General features: G+C 65.6%; 12 protein-coding genes. 8 read left to right on the top strand and 4 right to left on the bottom strand.

The features are described 5' to 3' along the window. Positions 1–101 precede the first annotated feature (101 nt). The 7 genes from IB275_RS17960 to IB275_RS17930 all read left to right on the top strand — a co-directional run bounded on the left by IB275_RS17960 (position 102) and on the right by IB275_RS17930 (position 7,232). Positions 102–1,229: a CaiB/BaiF CoA transferase family protein gene (locus IB275_RS17960; protein ID WP_192294735.1), complete on the top strand. Its 1,128-nt coding sequence runs from the start codon at positions 102–104 to the stop codon at positions 1,227–1,229. A 126-nt stretch (positions 1,230–1,355) separates the two neighbouring features. Next, positions 1,356–2,543, top strand: a complete 1,188-nt coding sequence (locus IB275_RS17955) for a lipid-transfer protein (protein ID WP_192294734.1) — start codon at positions 1,356–1,358, stop codon at positions 2,541–2,543. Positions 2,544–2,553: 10 nt separating this feature from the next. Continuing rightward, positions 2,554–2,994 (top strand): MaoC family dehydratase N-terminal domain-containing protein, encoded by a 441-nt coding sequence (locus IB275_RS17950; protein WP_192294733.1) that lies wholly within the window; start codon positions 2,554–2,556, stop codon positions 2,992–2,994. A gap of 11 nt (positions 2,995–3,005) precedes the next feature. Continuing rightward, positions 3,006–3,425 carry a MaoC family dehydratase gene (locus IB275_RS17945; protein ID WP_192294732.1) on the top strand — a complete coding sequence of 140 codons (420 nt, stop codon included), beginning with the start codon at positions 3,006–3,008 and terminating at the stop codon, positions 3,423–3,425. A gap of 39 nt (positions 3,426–3,464) precedes the next feature. Continuing rightward, positions 3,465–4,295: an SDR family NAD(P)-dependent oxidoreductase gene (locus tag IB275_RS17940; protein WP_081518236.1), complete on the top strand. Its 831-nt coding sequence runs from the start codon at positions 3,465–3,467 to the stop codon at positions 4,293–4,295. Between the two features lie 14 nt (positions 4,296–4,309). Further along, the gene (locus IB275_RS17935; RefSeq protein WP_192294731.1) at positions 4,310–5,461 is read left to right on the top strand and encodes an acyl-CoA dehydrogenase family protein; all 1,152 of its coding nucleotides are present in this window, start codon (positions 4,310–4,312) and stop codon (positions 5,459–5,461) included. 202 nt (positions 5,462–5,663) lie between these two features. Then, entirely contained in the window at positions 5,664–7,232 is a 1,569-nt protein-coding gene (locus IB275_RS17930; RefSeq protein ID WP_192294730.1) for a long-chain-fatty-acid--CoA ligase, read from the top strand. A 44-nt stretch (positions 7,233–7,276) separates the two neighbouring features. On the opposite strand, the gene IB275_RS17925 is transcribed toward IB275_RS17930, so the two are convergent. Genes IB275_RS17925 through IB275_RS17910 form a run of 4 tightly spaced genes read right to left on the bottom strand, consistent with a single transcriptional unit; the run spans position 7,277 to position 10,634 of the window. Then, the gene (locus IB275_RS17925; RefSeq protein WP_192294729.1) at positions 7,277–7,873 is read right to left on the bottom strand and encodes a GNAT family N-acetyltransferase; all 597 of its coding nucleotides are present in this window, start codon (positions 7,871–7,873) and stop codon (positions 7,277–7,279) included. After that, a complete protein-coding gene (locus IB275_RS17920) occupies positions 7,870–8,937 on the bottom strand; it encodes an alpha/beta fold hydrolase (RefSeq protein ID WP_225607781.1) in 1,068 nt (355 codons plus the stop codon). The genes IB275_RS17925 and IB275_RS17920 overlap by 4 nt, the downstream gene beginning before the upstream one ends. Before the next feature lie 3 nt (positions 8,938–8,940). Then, entirely contained in the window at positions 8,941–9,354 is a 414-nt protein-coding gene (locus tag IB275_RS17915; protein ID WP_192294728.1) for a hypothetical protein, read from the bottom strand. Positions 9,355–9,371: 17 nt separating this feature from the next. Beyond that, a complete protein-coding gene (locus IB275_RS17910; RefSeq protein WP_192294727.1) occupies positions 9,372–10,634 on the bottom strand; it encodes an alpha/beta hydrolase in 1,263 nt (420 codons plus the stop codon). Between the two features lie 317 nt (positions 10,635–10,951). Between IB275_RS17910 and IB275_RS17905 the strand changes: the two genes are divergently transcribed. Continuing rightward, complete coding sequence (locus tag IB275_RS17905) at positions 10,952–13,615, top strand: winged helix-turn-helix domain-containing protein (protein ID WP_192294726.1); 2,664 nt, start codon at positions 10,952–10,954, stop codon at positions 13,613–13,615. Positions 13,616–13,645 lie beyond the last annotated feature (30 nt).

The raw sequence follows: 13,645 nt of genomic DNA, 5'->3' as shown, positions 1-13,645 counted from the left end.
CGATTGCTCCTGCCCCGATGCCATTTAGTGTTCCTCTTCGCAGCGGCATACGCCGTTGTTCGCCCTTGCGGCGATATCAGAACAATAAAAGAGGACATGGCATGGCCGGGCCTTTGGCGGGCGTCAGGGTAGTGGAGATGAATGCGATCGGCCCGGCGCCGTTCGCCACGATGATTCTGGCGGACATGGGGGCACAAGTCATCCGGGTGGACCGCCTGACCTCGGGCTTTCTCAATGGCGACGACAGCGTGGTCGGCAGGGGCCGTCGCAGCCTCGCCATTGACCCGCGCAAGCCCGGGGCAACCGAAGTTCTGTTGGCGCTGATCGATGGCGCCGATGTGCTGGTCGAGGGGTTCCGCCCCGGCGTGATGGAGCGCCTGGGGCTGGGGCCGGAAGTCTGCCTGCAGCGCAATCCGCGCCTGGTCTACGGGCGCATGACCGGCTGGGGGCAGAGCGGCAGCCTCGCCCCGGTGGCCGGCCATGACCTCAACTACATCGCCCTGACCGGCGCCCTGCACGCCATGGGGCACGCGGACCGCGAGCCGACGCCGCCGTTGCACCTGGTAGGTGACATGGGTGGCGGCGCGCTGTTCCTTGTAGCTGGTGTACTGGCTGCGCTGTTCGAAGCACAGCGCTCCGGCAAGGGGCAGGTAGTGGACGCGGCAATCACTGATGGCGTGGCGCTGATGTCGACGATGTACTACGAGTTCCGCCGCCAGGGCGAATGGCGCGAGCGTGGCAGCAATATCTTCGATGGCGGTGCCCCTTTCTATGGTTGCTACACCTGCGCCGACGGTCGCCTGATCTCCATCGCCTCCATCGAGCCGCAGTTCTACCGACAGTTGCTGGAGCTCTGCGAGATCGACGATCCGGAGTTCGAGCAGCAATGGGATCGCTCGCGCTGGCCAAGCCTGCGCAGCAAGCTGGAAACGATCTTCCGCACTCGCACCCGCGAGCAGTGGAGCCAACTGCTCGAAGGCACGGATGTGTGCTTCGCTCCGGTGCTCGATTTCGCCGAGGCGCCGAACCATCCCCATCTGCGCGCCCGTGGGACTTTCATACACGACGAGCAAGGTGTTTATCCGGGTCCAGCGCCGCGTTTCAGCCGTACGCCCGCCACGGCGGGCACCCGTGGCCGCAATGGTGGACAGACGATCGAGGTGCTTCGCGAGCTGGGCCTGGACGACACGGCCATCGCCACGCTGCGCGCGGCCGGCGCTATCGCCTGAGGGGCGGGAAGGGGTGGGTTTCCCACTCCTCCTGGGCGGGATACAGCCCGGCCGGCTTGCAAGACCATGGCTGCAAGGTGCGCCGGTCCTGGCGCGCCCCTTCACTCACAGTCACTGGAGAGCGCGATGTCGCAGAAAACCTATGTAGCCGGGGTGGGCATGATCCCCTTCGCCAAACCCGGCGCCAGCGGCTCCTACATCGAGATGGGCGCCGAAGCCGTGCGTCTCGCGCTGAAGGATGCCGGCCTGAACCTGGACCAAGTGCAACAGGCCTACGCCGGCTACGTCTACGGCGATTCCACCTGCGGCCAGTCGGCCCTGTACGAAGTCGGCATGTCCGGCATTCCCGTCATCAACGTCAACAACAACTGTTCCAGCGGCTCCACTGCACTCTACCTGGCTCGCCAGGCGGTGGAGAGCGGCATGGTCGACTGCGCGCTGGCGTTCGGTTTCGAACAGATGCAACCCGGCGCGTTGAAGAACCACTGGACCGATCGCCCGATCACCACCGGCAAGGGCTTCGAGGCCGCCGCCAGGGCATTCCCCGAGGGCGTCGGCATGCCGGGCGCGCTGATGTTCTTCGGCGGGGCCGGCAAGGAACATATGGAGAAGTACGGCACCCGCATGGAAACCTTCGCGGCCATCCGCGCCAAGGCCAGCCGGCATGCCGCGAACAATCCGATGTCGGTGTTCCGCAAGGTGGTCACTACCGAGGACGTGATGGCCGACCAGGTGGTCTGGGAAGGCGTGATGACACGCCTGATGGCGTGCCCACCGACCTGTGGCGGCGCCGCGGCGATCCTGGTCTCCGAACGCTTCGCGCGCAAGCACGGGCTGCGTACCGACGTGACCATCCTGGCCCAGTCGATGGCCACCGACAAACCCGAAGCCTTCGATCCGCCGTCGATGATCAACATCGTCGGTGTCGGCATGACCCACGACGCCGCCTACGAGGTTTACGAGAAGGCCGGTGTGGGGCCGGAAGACATCCGTGTCTGCGAACTTCACGACTGCTTTGCCCACAACGAACTGCTGACCTACGAGGGCCTCGGGTTCTGCAAGGTGGGCGAGGGCGAGCAGTTCGTCATGGACGGTGATAACACCTACGGCGGCCAGGTGGTGATCAATCCGTCCGGCGGTCTCCTGTCCAAGGGGCATCCGCTGGGCGCCACCGGCCTCGCGCAGTGCTACGAGCTGACCCATCAGCTGCGCGGCACCGCCGACAAGCGCCAGGTGCAGGGCCTGCAGCATGCGTTGCAGCACAACCTCGGCCTGGGTGGCGCTGGCGTCGTCACCCTGTACGGGCGTGGCTGAGGAGGCGGGCATGGCAGACAAATCTCTGATCGGTCGCTCCACCGGGGTGACCTCCAGCGAGGTGGAGAAAGGCCGCCTGCGCTTCTTTGCCAAGGCGATCGGTGAGACCGATCCGGTCTATTTCGATGACGAGGCTGCACGAGCCGACGGCTACCCGGGCATCCCGGTGCCGCCATCCTTCCTCATGTGCCTGGAAAGCGAAGGCCGCAATGCCCAGTCCATCGTCGAAGACATCCTGGGCTTCGACCTCGGCCGCATCCTGCATGCCGAGCAGGAGTTCGACTACCACCGCATGGCCTTCGCCGGCGATGTGCTGACCTTCGATACGCGCATCGTCGATGTCTACGAGAAGAAGGGCGGGGCGCTGCAGTTCGTGGTCCAGGAAACCCGTGTCACCAACCAGGATGGCGATCACGTGGCCGACATCCGTTCCTCCCTCGTGCAGCGTTGAGGTAGCCGCCCATGAACACTCCTCTCTACAGCGACGTGCAGGTCGGCGACACGCTACCGCTGCTCAAGCTGCGCCCGATCAACCGCACCATGCTGGCGCTCTACGCCGGCGCCTCGGGCGATCACAACCAGATCCACATCGACATCGACTTCGCCCGCAAGGCCCGCCAGCCCGATGTGTTCGCCCACGGCATGCTGTCGGTTGCCTACCTCGGCCGGCTGCTCACCCACTGGGTGCCGCAGCCGCAACTGCGCCGGCTGGCGGTGCGCTTCGTCGGCATCACCCAACTGGGCCACATCCCGCACCTCAGCGGGCGGGTAGCGGAAAAGTTCGAGCAGCACGGCGAGAAGCGCGTGCGCCTGGAGATCCAGTGCGCCAACCAGTACGGCGAGCCCAAGGTCATCGGCGAAGCCGTCGTGGCGCTGGCCTGAGTTCCCATCCGACCCATTTCACTGCAGGAATAGAACGACATGCACAAGCTTGAAGGAAAAGTGGCGCTGGTGACCGGCTCCGGTCGCGGCATCGGCCGTAGCGTGGCGCTGAAACTGGCCTCCGAAGGCGCGCGGGTGGTGATCAACGATCTGGATGCAGGGCCGGCCGAAGAGGTGGTGGCGGAAATCCGCGCCGCCGGTGGCGACGCCGTGGCCTGCATCGGCAGCGTCACCGCGGTGGACTTCGCCGATCGCTTCGTCAAGACCGCACTGGAGAGCTTCGGCGGCATCGATATCATCGTCAACAACGCCGGCTACACCTGGGACAACGTGATCCAGAAAATGACCGACGAGCAGTGGTACGCCATCATCGACTGCCACCTGACCGCGCCGTTCCGCATCCTGCGTGCGGCCCAGCCGCACATCAGCGCCATGGCCAAGAAGGAAATCGCCGAAGGCAAGGCTGTCTACCGCAAGGTGGTCAACATCTCCTCCGTTGCCGCCGCCGGCAGCGCCGGCCAGGCCAACTATTCCACTGCCAAGGCCGGCATCCTGGGCATGACCAAGACCCTGTCCCGGGAGTGGGGGCGCTACAACGTCAACGTCAACGCGGTTGCCTTCGGCCACATCGAAACCCGCATGACCCAGGCGCTGGCCGGCGAGAACAGCAAGACGGTCACCATCGAGGGCCGCGAGATCAAGGTCGGCATCCAGGCCGCGGCGATCGAAGCGGGCAAGCAGATGTGTCCGCTGGGTCGGCCGGGTACTCCGGATGAAGCGGCAGGCGCGGTGTACCTGTTCTGCCTGCCCGAATCCAACTACGTTTCGGGCCAGGTGCTGGTCTGTGGCGGCGGCCTCGGCACGGTCTGACGGAGGGTATCGAGATGAGACTGGAAAACTACCGTTCCCCCTGGATGGACGCCGACCTGGATGCCTTCCGCGACAGCGTCCGTCGTTTCATCCGCGAGCAGCTGCTGCCCCACGAGGACAAGTGGCGCGAACAGCATCGCTCCGACCGCGAAGCCTGGAGAGCCTGTGGCGAGATGGGCATGATCCTGCCGGACATGCCGTCCGAGTATGGCGGCGTCGACGGCTCGCCGGCCTACTACGCGGTGGTCATGGAGGAGCTGAACTATGCCGGTTCGGTGAGCATCGCCCTGGGCATCAACCACATCGTCGGGCACTACATCCTCGCCAGCGGCACCGAGGAACAGAAGCGCCAGTGGCTGCCGGGCATCGCTTCCGGGGAGATCATCACCTCCATCGCCATGACCGAGCCGGGCACCGGTTCCGACCTGCAGGGCGTGCGTACCCGCGCGGTGAAGAAGGGCGACAAGTACGTCATCAGCGGCTCGAAGACCTTCATCAGCAACGGCCAGAACAGCGACATGGTGGTGGTGATCGCCAAGACCGACACCGAGGCCAAGGGCTCCAAGGGCATTTCGCTGTTCATCGTCGATACCCGGACGCCGGGCTTCATCCGTGGGCAGTGCCTGGACAAGGTTGGCCTGCCGGGCCAGGACACCTCGGAAATGTTCTTCGACGAGTGCGAAGTGCCGGCCAGCAGCCTGCTGGGCGGTGTCGAGGGCAAGGGCTTCTACCAGCTGATGCAGCAACTGCCCTACGAGCGCGCGGAAATCGCCATCGCAGCGGCGGCGGCCATGGAACGGGCCTTCACCCTCACCGTCGACTACACCCGCGAGCGCAAGGCCTTCGGCAAGTCGATCCTGGAGTTCCAGAACACCCGCTTCCAGCTGGCCGAGATCAAGGCCATCGTCATGGCCTCGCGGACTTTCTGCGACCTGATCGTGCAGCGCTGGGTGGACGGCACCCTGGATACCACCATGGCCTCCATGGGCAAGTTCTGGCTGACCGATCGCCAGTGCGAGGTGGTAGACCGCTGCCTGCAGTTCTTCGGCGGTTTCGGCTACATGAACGAATACCCGATTGCGCGAATGTTCTCGGATTCGCGGGTGGCGCGCATCTACGGCGGGGCCAACGAAATCCAGCGCGAGCTGGTCGGGCGTTCGCTGTAACGAGGGCCCTGGCGAGGAAAGAACGGTGGCGTCTACTGGGCGCCACCGTTCAGTGCATTTCAAGGACGGGAAGGGTGAAAGCCAGTACCCGGTCTCGCTTCCTTGCCTATCCGACGGAGCGCACGCCACTGGCGCGCAAGGAAGGGCAGCCAGTGCCATCCTGCGACACGCACTCCCTACAAGAACAAGACAGGAGAACGACATGTACATCACCCAGGGCTTGCATCGTCACCTGCAGCAGCGCCCAGGCGCGACTGCCGTCCGCTACCAGGGCCGCAGCGTCACCTTCTTTGAACTGCATAACCGCATCGCACGCCTGGCGGGGGCGCTGCACAAGCTCGGCATGGGCAACGGCGATTGTGTGGCGATGCTGTCGCGCAACTCGCAACGCTACATCGAATACGTCTTCGGCGTGCCCTGGGGCGGCGGCGTGCTGAACCCGGTGAATACCCGCTGGAGTCCCGCGGAAATCCTCTACTCGCTGGACGACTCCGAATCGACCCTGCTGATCGTCGACGACGCCTTCGCAGAGGTCGGCCGGACGGTCGCCGAGCGCGCCGGCAGCGTCCGTGCGGTGATCTATGCCGGCGACGGCGAAACCCCGCCCGGCATGTTGTCCTACGAGGGACTGCTGGCAAGCGCGGCCCCGGTGGAAGACGTTCGCCGAGGCGGTGATGCATTGCTCGGGATCTTCTACACCGGCGGTACCACCGGTTTCCCCAAGGGCGTGATGATCAGCCACAACAACCTGGCTTTCGCCAGCTACGCCGCCATGTCAAAGGACTTCTATCGCCAGGAGACGGTGTTCCTGCACGCCATGCCGATGTTCCATCTGGCCGACTTCTCCGCAATGTACGGGCTGATGGTCAGCGGCGGCGTGCACGTTCCGTTGCCGGCCTTCAGTGGCGAGGCAGCTGTGCGCACTATCCTGGCCGAAGGCGTCACCGATGTGATGCTGGCGCCGACCATGATCCAGATGATGCTGGATGCCCGCGATGCCAGCCCGGAACTCGCCCAGGTCCCTCTGGGACATATCCGCAATGTCATCTACGGCGCCTCGCCGATTTCGCCGGCGCTGCTGAACCGTGCCTGTCCGGCCTTCCCGGCAGCCGGCTTCTTTCAGGGCTATGGCATGACCGAGCTGACCACCGGCGGCACCATGCTGGATGCCCAGTACCACTGCGCCGAGCACCAGGCCAGCGGCAAGATGTACTCCGCCGGGCGGCCGGTGGCCTGCGCCGAAGTACGCATCATCGACGCGGAGGGTAATGAGGTGCCGACGGGCACGGTGGGGGAGATCGCCGTTCGCGGACCGCAGGTGATGCTGGGCTACTGGAAGAAACCCGAAGCCACCGCCGAGGCACTGCGCAATGGCTGGATGCACACCGGGGACGGCGGCTACATGGACGATGAAGGATTCGTTTACATCGTCGACCGCCTCAAGGACATGATCGTCAGCGGTGGCGAAAACGTTTATTCGGCCGAAGTGGAGAACGCCATCGCCAGCCATCCCGCCGTCGCCCAGTGCGCGGCCATCGGCATCCCGTCAGACAAGTGGGGCGAGAGCGTGCATGCCATCGTCATCCTCAAGCCGGGCGAAGAGGTGCCGACGGAGCAGATCATCGAGCACTGCCGCAAGCGCATAGCCGGCTACAAGTGCCCGCGCAGTGTGGAATTTCGCACCAATCTGCCGCTGTCCAGCGTCGGCAAGGTACTGAAGAACGAGTTGCGCAAGCCCTTCTGGGAAAAGCACTCGCGCAACATCGCCTAGGTCCGTTGTGCCAACAAGAAGGGCAGCTTGAGCTGCCCTTTTTTCTAGTCGCTCATCGCAGTGGCCATACCCCTGCCGGAAGCTCGGGCGACCAGCTCGTTGACTTCCAGGCTCAGCAGGGCAAGGTCATAGGTGTGGCCGTCGTGATCCTTCACGTGGTTGCGCAGCACTGATTCGGGCTGGAATCCCAGCTTTTCGAAGGCGTTGATCGCAGCGCTCTGGTCCACCGTCATTTGCACGGTCAGCTTCTCGAGTCCCTGGTCAACCGCCAGGTTGACGCATTCCCTGATCAGCACCCGGCCGAGACCGTGCCCCCTCCATTGCGGTGCCACAAGGATGCGCAGGTCGCCGACATGGGGTGACCAGGAACAGCTGTCGACCACCACGGCGCTGCAGCCCACCAACTGGTCGTCGTCATAGGCCACCAGGCTGGTAACGGAATGGCCCAGTGCGTCCAGCCAAGCCTTGATGACCTTGGGATGGCTGACATTGCGTCGGACGAACAACAGGTCGTGAACTGGCAGCTCGGCCATGAACTGGCTGAGCGCGGGGCCATCGTCCGCGGTCATCAGGCGGAAGTCGACCGCCGTGCCATTGAGGTCGAGACGTCGTGGATAAGAGCGGGGAGCAGGCTTTTTCATACGGAGCGTTTCCCTAACCAGCGATCCAGTGATGGCCACATGCGTTTAATGGCCGAGGGGCCGGCGACCAGACTGACGTGGCCGCCGGGAATGATCAGTTCTTCCTTGTCGGTGGAGCCGGCCAGCGTCATCAGCGCTTCCCCGCTGGCAGGCGGCACCAGGCTGTCGTGCTCGGCCAGCACGTGCAGCAGCGGTACCGTGATAGCCTCCAGGCGCACCGGCCGTCCGCCGAGGCGCAGGGTGCCCTCGACCAGGCCGTTCTTCCACACCAGTTCCTTGACGATCTGCCGGTAGTAGTCGCCGGCCAGCGGCAGGCCATTGGCCCCCCAGCCCGTCATCATCCGGTAGCCCTTGACGTACTGTTCGTCCCACAAGTTGTCCCACAGGCGGATCTGCCCGGCGACGCGACCGGCCGGGCGCAGCAGGTCGAAGGCGTCCTGGATCATCTTCGCGGGAATGATCGGCAGGCGTTCGACCAGCTCATCGACGTCGAAATTGTCCGGGTTGGTCAGGGCGCGAGCCCAAGTGATCCGGCTCCAGTCGATAGGCGTGGTGAAGCACACCAGGTTCTTCAGCGGCCCCTTCGGGTGCAGCGCCGCGTAGAGGCAGGAGAGGATTCCCGCCATGCAGTAGCCGATCAGGGTGACGTCTTCCACGCCGGCATCCCGCTGCACACGGCGCATGCAGTCCGGCAGGAAGTCGAGTACGTAGTTCTCGATCTTCAGGTGCTGCTCGGCCAGGGTCGGCGGATTCCAGTCGATGACGTAGACGTCGTAACCGCGGTGCAGGAGGAACTCGATGAGGCTCTGGCCCTTGGTCAGGTCGAACAGGTAGGCGCGGTTGGTCGTGGCCATGACCAGCAGCACCGGCACCCGGTACACCTCGTCCGCGATGGGAGTGTAGTGGTACAGGCCGAGGGTGCCACGGCGGTACAGCAGGCGCCTGGGGGTTTCACCAACGGCTGGGCCGGGGGAACTCAGGTAGTTCAGGGCGTTACGCCGGCGCTGCAGCATTCGCCGGGCTTCGGTTTTCAGGCGCTCCGTGAAGCTTTGCTGGAAGGGCATCGTTCAGGACCTCCCCTTGGGTTTTGCGGCGGGTCGCTTGGCCCGTTGCCGGGCCTTCGACAGCGCCTCGCCAGGTTCCATTTGCAAGGGCCGCCGACTGCGCGGCGGGCGAGGTGCAAGGGACTGGGGTACCTGCTCGGGAAGTAGTTGGCCGAGCTTGTCCTCTATGCGTCGCACCGCATCGGCCAGGCACTGCAGTTCCTGTCGGCTCGGCAGGTCGAGGCGCTCAAGCAGCCGGGCGACCGAGCGTTCCGCCAGATAACGCGCGCCGCTGGACACGCGGGTGCAGGAAGAAACCGTCTGGGAGAACTCGGGCGATTCCATCTTGCGTGAGGCTAGCCCGTTGATACCGCTCTCGAGTTTGTTCAGCGCTTCGCGGCACAACTGCAACGGATCGGGAAAGCGTGACGTCGGCATGCTGGTCTCTCCTGGGGTCAGGCACTGGCGGGATAGGTTTGTACCGCCTGGTGCGATGCCTCGTCCTGCAGGCAGCGGCGCAGGGGAAGGGTCGTGGCCGCATACGGGCGCAGGGCCCAGCGCGTGACGCGGGCAAGGCGCGGGTTGACGCGGGTCAGCAGGGCGTCGCGCCAGCCGTCGGTGGCGTTCCACAGGTTCAGGGTGGTGGCGCGACCTTCGCCAAGCAGGCTGCGATCCGACGCAGGGTCGGCCATTTCCAGCGTGACGTCGGGGTGTTCGCCAGCGAAGGCCTGCACCAGCGCCGTGGCGATGCGCCGAAGGGCGTCGGCGGCGGCGCCGTTGATCGCATCGAAATTGAGGAAGCCATGGAACTGCCCGGGGTAGTGCAGCAGTTGCACCGGTACCTGGGCCTTGCGCAGCCGTGTGGTGTAGTCCAGTCCATCGTCACGGATCGGATCGAAGCCGGCGCTGACCACGACGGCGGGCGTCAAGCCACTCAGGTTCCTTTCGCGCCGAGGCGATAGCCAGGGAGAACCCAGGTCCAGATGGCTGACGGCGCCGGCGACGGTGCGCTGGATATGGCCGAGCATGTCGGCGGTGATCATGTAGCCGTCGACGTTCTCGCGCAGGGACGGGAAGGACTCTTCCAGTTCGGTAGCGGGATAGACCAGCACCTGCAGCGCCAGCTCAAGCTCCCGTCGCCGGGCTTCCTGGGCCATCACAGCCGCGAGGTTGCCGCCGGCCGATTCGCCGCCAATGGCCAACCGGCTGGCATCGATGCCCAGCTCCTGGGCGTGCTCGATGACCCAGTCCAGGCCGGCCAGACAGTCCTCGCGGCTGGCGTCCAGACCATGTTCCGGGGCCAGCCGGTAGCTGAGCGCGACAGTGATGCAATCCGCCTCCAGGGCGATGTTGCGGCAGATCGAGTCCGCCGTGTCGAGGCCGCCGACCATAAAGCCGCCGCCGTGCACCCAGAGGAAGGCCGGGCGCGGAATATCGTCTTCGCGGGGTTTGTAGACCCGCACCAGGAGCTGGCCGCCGGGGCCTTCGAAATGGTGCTGGTGAACGCTGGGCAGCTCCGGCCGATGGCTCAGGGCAAGAGTGGTCAGGCGCCAGAGCTCGCGGATGTCCTCCAGGGAATAGGCGTCGAAGGGTTTGACGCGTGTAGCCAGGTTCAGCATGCGCAGGAAGGCGCTGGCGTCGCGGTCCGGCTGGTCCGCGCGCCAGGTGATCGGCAGGCCTTCGCCAGTCGGGCGGGGCAGGGGGGTACGGTGGGGCACGACAGGACTCCTTGTGGTGTCGAGAACAGCGACCATGCTAGGTAACGGGCCGGCTGGCGCGCCCCCCTCCTGTGGAACGGGACGGACGCGCGGTCCACTCCCTTCCCGACTGCCAGGCCTCGATGGTGCGCGGCACGCCGTGCCCACCCACCCCGCTCGAATGGAGTGGGGTGGGCGATCGGCGCGGATGGTTGAATCGACGGGTTACCCGATCCGTCAGCGATCGGTCGGAGTGTGCGTGCCGTCGTCTGGACAGCTCGCGCGCCATTGCTCACGATGCCTGGTACGGCCGCAGGCCCGGGACTTCCCTCCAGCAGATGACGGCGACCCCCACCATGATGCTCAGCACCAAGTTCGCGCCACCCCGCATCAGCAGTCACTGCGTCCCCCGCGAGCATCTGCTCGAGCGGTTGCAGGAGGCCGGCCACAGCCGGCTGTTCCTGGTCACCGGCGGTGCGGGGTTCGGCAAGACCACCCTGCTCGCGCAGTGGCGCCAGGCTCTGCTGAAGGAGGGCGCCGCTGTGGTGTGGCTGACCCTGTCAGCCGACGACAACAGCCTCGAGGCTTTCCACGCGAACCTGGTCGGGTCGCTGCGTCAGGCCGGGGTGCTCGACGATACCGAGGTCTATCCGGCCAGCGTGCTGGACGAAGGCGCGCAGCTGATTCCGGCCCTGCTGATCAACCAGCTGGCGCGCATTGGCGACGAGCTGTACCTGATTGTCGATGACTTTCATCTGGCCACTGACGCGCGCATCGCCCGACTGATCCAGGCGCTGCTGGACAGCGCGCCGCACAACCTGCATCTGGTGCTGTCCACCCGCCAGGCGCCGGAACTGCAACTGGGGCGGTGCCGTGCGCGCGGCGATCTGTGCGAGCTCGACTGCGCGGAGCTGACCTTCGATTTCCGCGAGTCGCATGCCTTTTTGCGCGCCAACCTGGACCCGGCCATCAACGTCGATGCCGCCCACGCGCTGCACGAGCAGACCAACGGCTGGCCGATCGGTCTGCAGTTGCTGTCGATCTCCCTGAAAGCCAATCCACGTAGACGTTTGCCCACTACATCGGGCAGCGCCGAGCTGGGCGCCTATCTGGTGGAGGACGTGCTGGCGGACCTGCCGGTGGAGCTGCTGGAGTTCCTGCAGAAGCTTTCCATCCTGCGGCGCATCAACGTCGAGGTCGCCGAGTTCGTCACCGGGGCCGCCGATGCCGAGGACATGCTGCGCGGTATCGAGGCGCGCAACCTGTTCCTGCTGCCGGTGGACGTTCCCGGTGAGCATCACTGGTTCCGGCTGCACCCGATGTTCGTCGAGTTCCTCACCCTGCGCCTGGACCGCACCGCTGTCGACCAGCGCGTTCTGCACCGTCGCGCCGCCGAGTGGTTCGAAGCCGCCGGCCTGGTCAGCGAGGCGATGAGCCACGCACTGCTGACCTGTGATTTCGACTATGTAGTGGAGCTGCTGGGCCGCGTGCCGCCGCCGCTGAACAACATCACCCAGCTCAACCAGTTCATGCACTGGCTGGAGCGCGTGCCGCAGGACTCCCTGCTCAATCATCCGGACCTGTTCCTGCTCGGCATCTGGGCCTGCGTGCTGACCCTGCGCATCGAAAAGGCCCAAGCCTGGGTCACCGCCCTGGGGCGGACCGAACACGGGCAGCGGTGGTCGGTGCAACTGGACTTGATCCGTGCGGCGCTGGCCCTGCAGCGAGACGACCCGGAAGAAAGCCTGAGCCTGCTCACCCCGCTGGCGAGCACCGCGCTGGAGAATGCGTTTCTCGAGCAGGTTCGCTACAGCGTCTACGTCAACGGGTTGGCCTCTGCGGGGCGCTATACCGAGGCGCGGCGCTTTGGCCACTCGACGCTGGCGCGGGCCGTTCGCCAGAGCCAGGACGAAATGGCCTTCATCGCCATGACCTCGTCGATCATGGTGTCGCTTTACGAAGGCAACATGCTGGAGGCCGAGCGTACTGGCGCCCGGCTGCTGCTGGAAGCCGAGATGGTGCACGGGCGCCGATCGGTGAGCGCCTGCAGTCTGGCGGCCCAGGTCGCCCCGGTGTTCTACGAGTTGGGCCGTCTCGACGACGCCCGCGAGGCGCTGGCCAACCGCCTGGATGTGCTGCGGCTTTCCGCGCCGCAGTACATGATCAACCTGGCCCGCTGCCACGGTCGTCTGCAATGGCTGCAGGAGGGGCCGCGGCAGGCGCTGGCCTACTTCAAGCAGAAGGAAGAGGACTTCCGCACTCTTGGCTACGAGCGGGGCGTCGCGCACATGCTGGCGGAGCAGATTCGCATTGCGCTGGCGGGCGGTGACTGGCGTTTCGCCGAAACCCTGCAGGTCAACCTTGATGACCTGCGTCGCGACCAGTGCCAGCCGGGCCCGCACCAGGCGGAAGTCGCCGTGCTTGGCGTATGGTCCACGGCGCGGGTCGCCATGGCTCGCCGCCAGCCGGAAATGGCCTTGCGCGTGCTGGACGAGGCCGACCACCTGGCCGCCGACTACAGCCGAGGGCTGTGGCGCGTGCAGACCGAAGTGCTGCGCGCCCTGGCACTGGCTCAGTCGCTGCGTGAGGAGGAGTCGCGCGAGTGCCTGCGCGCGGCTTTGGCCATGGGATATCGTCTGGGGTTGCAGCGCACCTTCATCGATGAAGGAGAACCGTTGCGCGGGTTGCTGGCGAGGTTGGGGACGAGCGGCGATACCGAGCTGGACGGTTATCTCGCCGGCCTGTCAGGAGAGTCTGCCGAGGCGCAGGTGCAGTTGGCGACGGAGAGTGCGGCGGTCAGCCGGGTCGACTCGCTGCTGACCAAGCGCGAGCGGGAAATTCTCGGACTGCTGGAGCAGTCCATGTCGAACAAGCGCATCGCACTGACCCTCAATCTCAGCCTGCAGACGGTGAAGTGGAACCTGCGCAACATTTTCTCGAAGCTTGAGGTGTCGAGCCGATATGACGCGATCCTCGCGGCGCGTAAGCAGGATCGCGGTTGACTGCCCGCAGCGGCACTGCCGCCGCTGCGG

Origin of the sequence: Pseudomonas sp. PDM21 (assembly GCF_014852505.2) — a bacterium.
Lineage (GTDB): Bacteria > Pseudomonadota > Gammaproteobacteria > Pseudomonadales > Pseudomonadaceae > Pseudomonas.
The sequence above is the reverse complement of the archived record's forward strand: the minus strand, read 5'-3'. Positions and strand labels throughout refer to the sequence as shown.

What these genes read in the sequence shown, in the direction of transcription:
- IB275_RS17915 (WP_192294728.1), bottom strand. Translation starts at nt 9,354, where the DNA reads ATGCCGACGTCACGCTTTCCCGATCCGTTGCAGTTGTGCCGCGAAGCG.
- IB275_RS17920 (WP_225607781.1), bottom strand. Translation starts at nt 8,937, where the DNA reads ATGCCCTTCCAGCAAAGCTTCACGGAGCGCCTGAAAACCGAAGCCCGG.
- IB275_RS17955 (WP_192294734.1), top strand. Translation starts at nt 1,356, where the DNA reads ATGTCGCAGAAAACCTATGTAGCCGGGGTGGGCATGATCCCCTTCGCC.
- IB275_RS17940 (WP_081518236.1), top strand. Translation starts at nt 3,465, where the DNA reads ATGCACAAGCTTGAAGGAAAAGTGGCGCTGGTGACCGGCTCCGGTCGC.
- IB275_RS17960 (WP_192294735.1), top strand. Translation starts at nt 102, where the DNA reads ATGGCCGGGCCTTTGGCGGGCGTCAGGGTAGTGGAGATGAATGCGATC.
- IB275_RS17945 (WP_192294732.1), top strand. Translation starts at nt 3,006, where the DNA reads ATGAACACTCCTCTCTACAGCGACGTGCAGGTCGGCGACACGCTACCG.
- IB275_RS17925 (WP_192294729.1), bottom strand. Translation starts at nt 7,873, where the DNA reads ATGAAAAAGCCTGCTCCCCGCTCTTATCCACGACGTCTCGACCTCAAT.
- IB275_RS17950 (WP_192294733.1), top strand. Translation starts at nt 2,554, where the DNA reads ATGGCAGACAAATCTCTGATCGGTCGCTCCACCGGGGTGACCTCCAGC.
- IB275_RS17905 (WP_192294726.1), top strand. Translation starts at nt 10,952, where the DNA reads ATGACGGCGACCCCCACCATGATGCTCAGCACCAAGTTCGCGCCACCC.
- IB275_RS17935 (WP_192294731.1), top strand. Translation starts at nt 4,310, where the DNA reads ATGAGACTGGAAAACTACCGTTCCCCCTGGATGGACGCCGACCTGGAT.
- IB275_RS17930 (WP_192294730.1), top strand. Translation starts at nt 5,664, where the DNA reads ATGTACATCACCCAGGGCTTGCATCGTCACCTGCAGCAGCGCCCAGGC.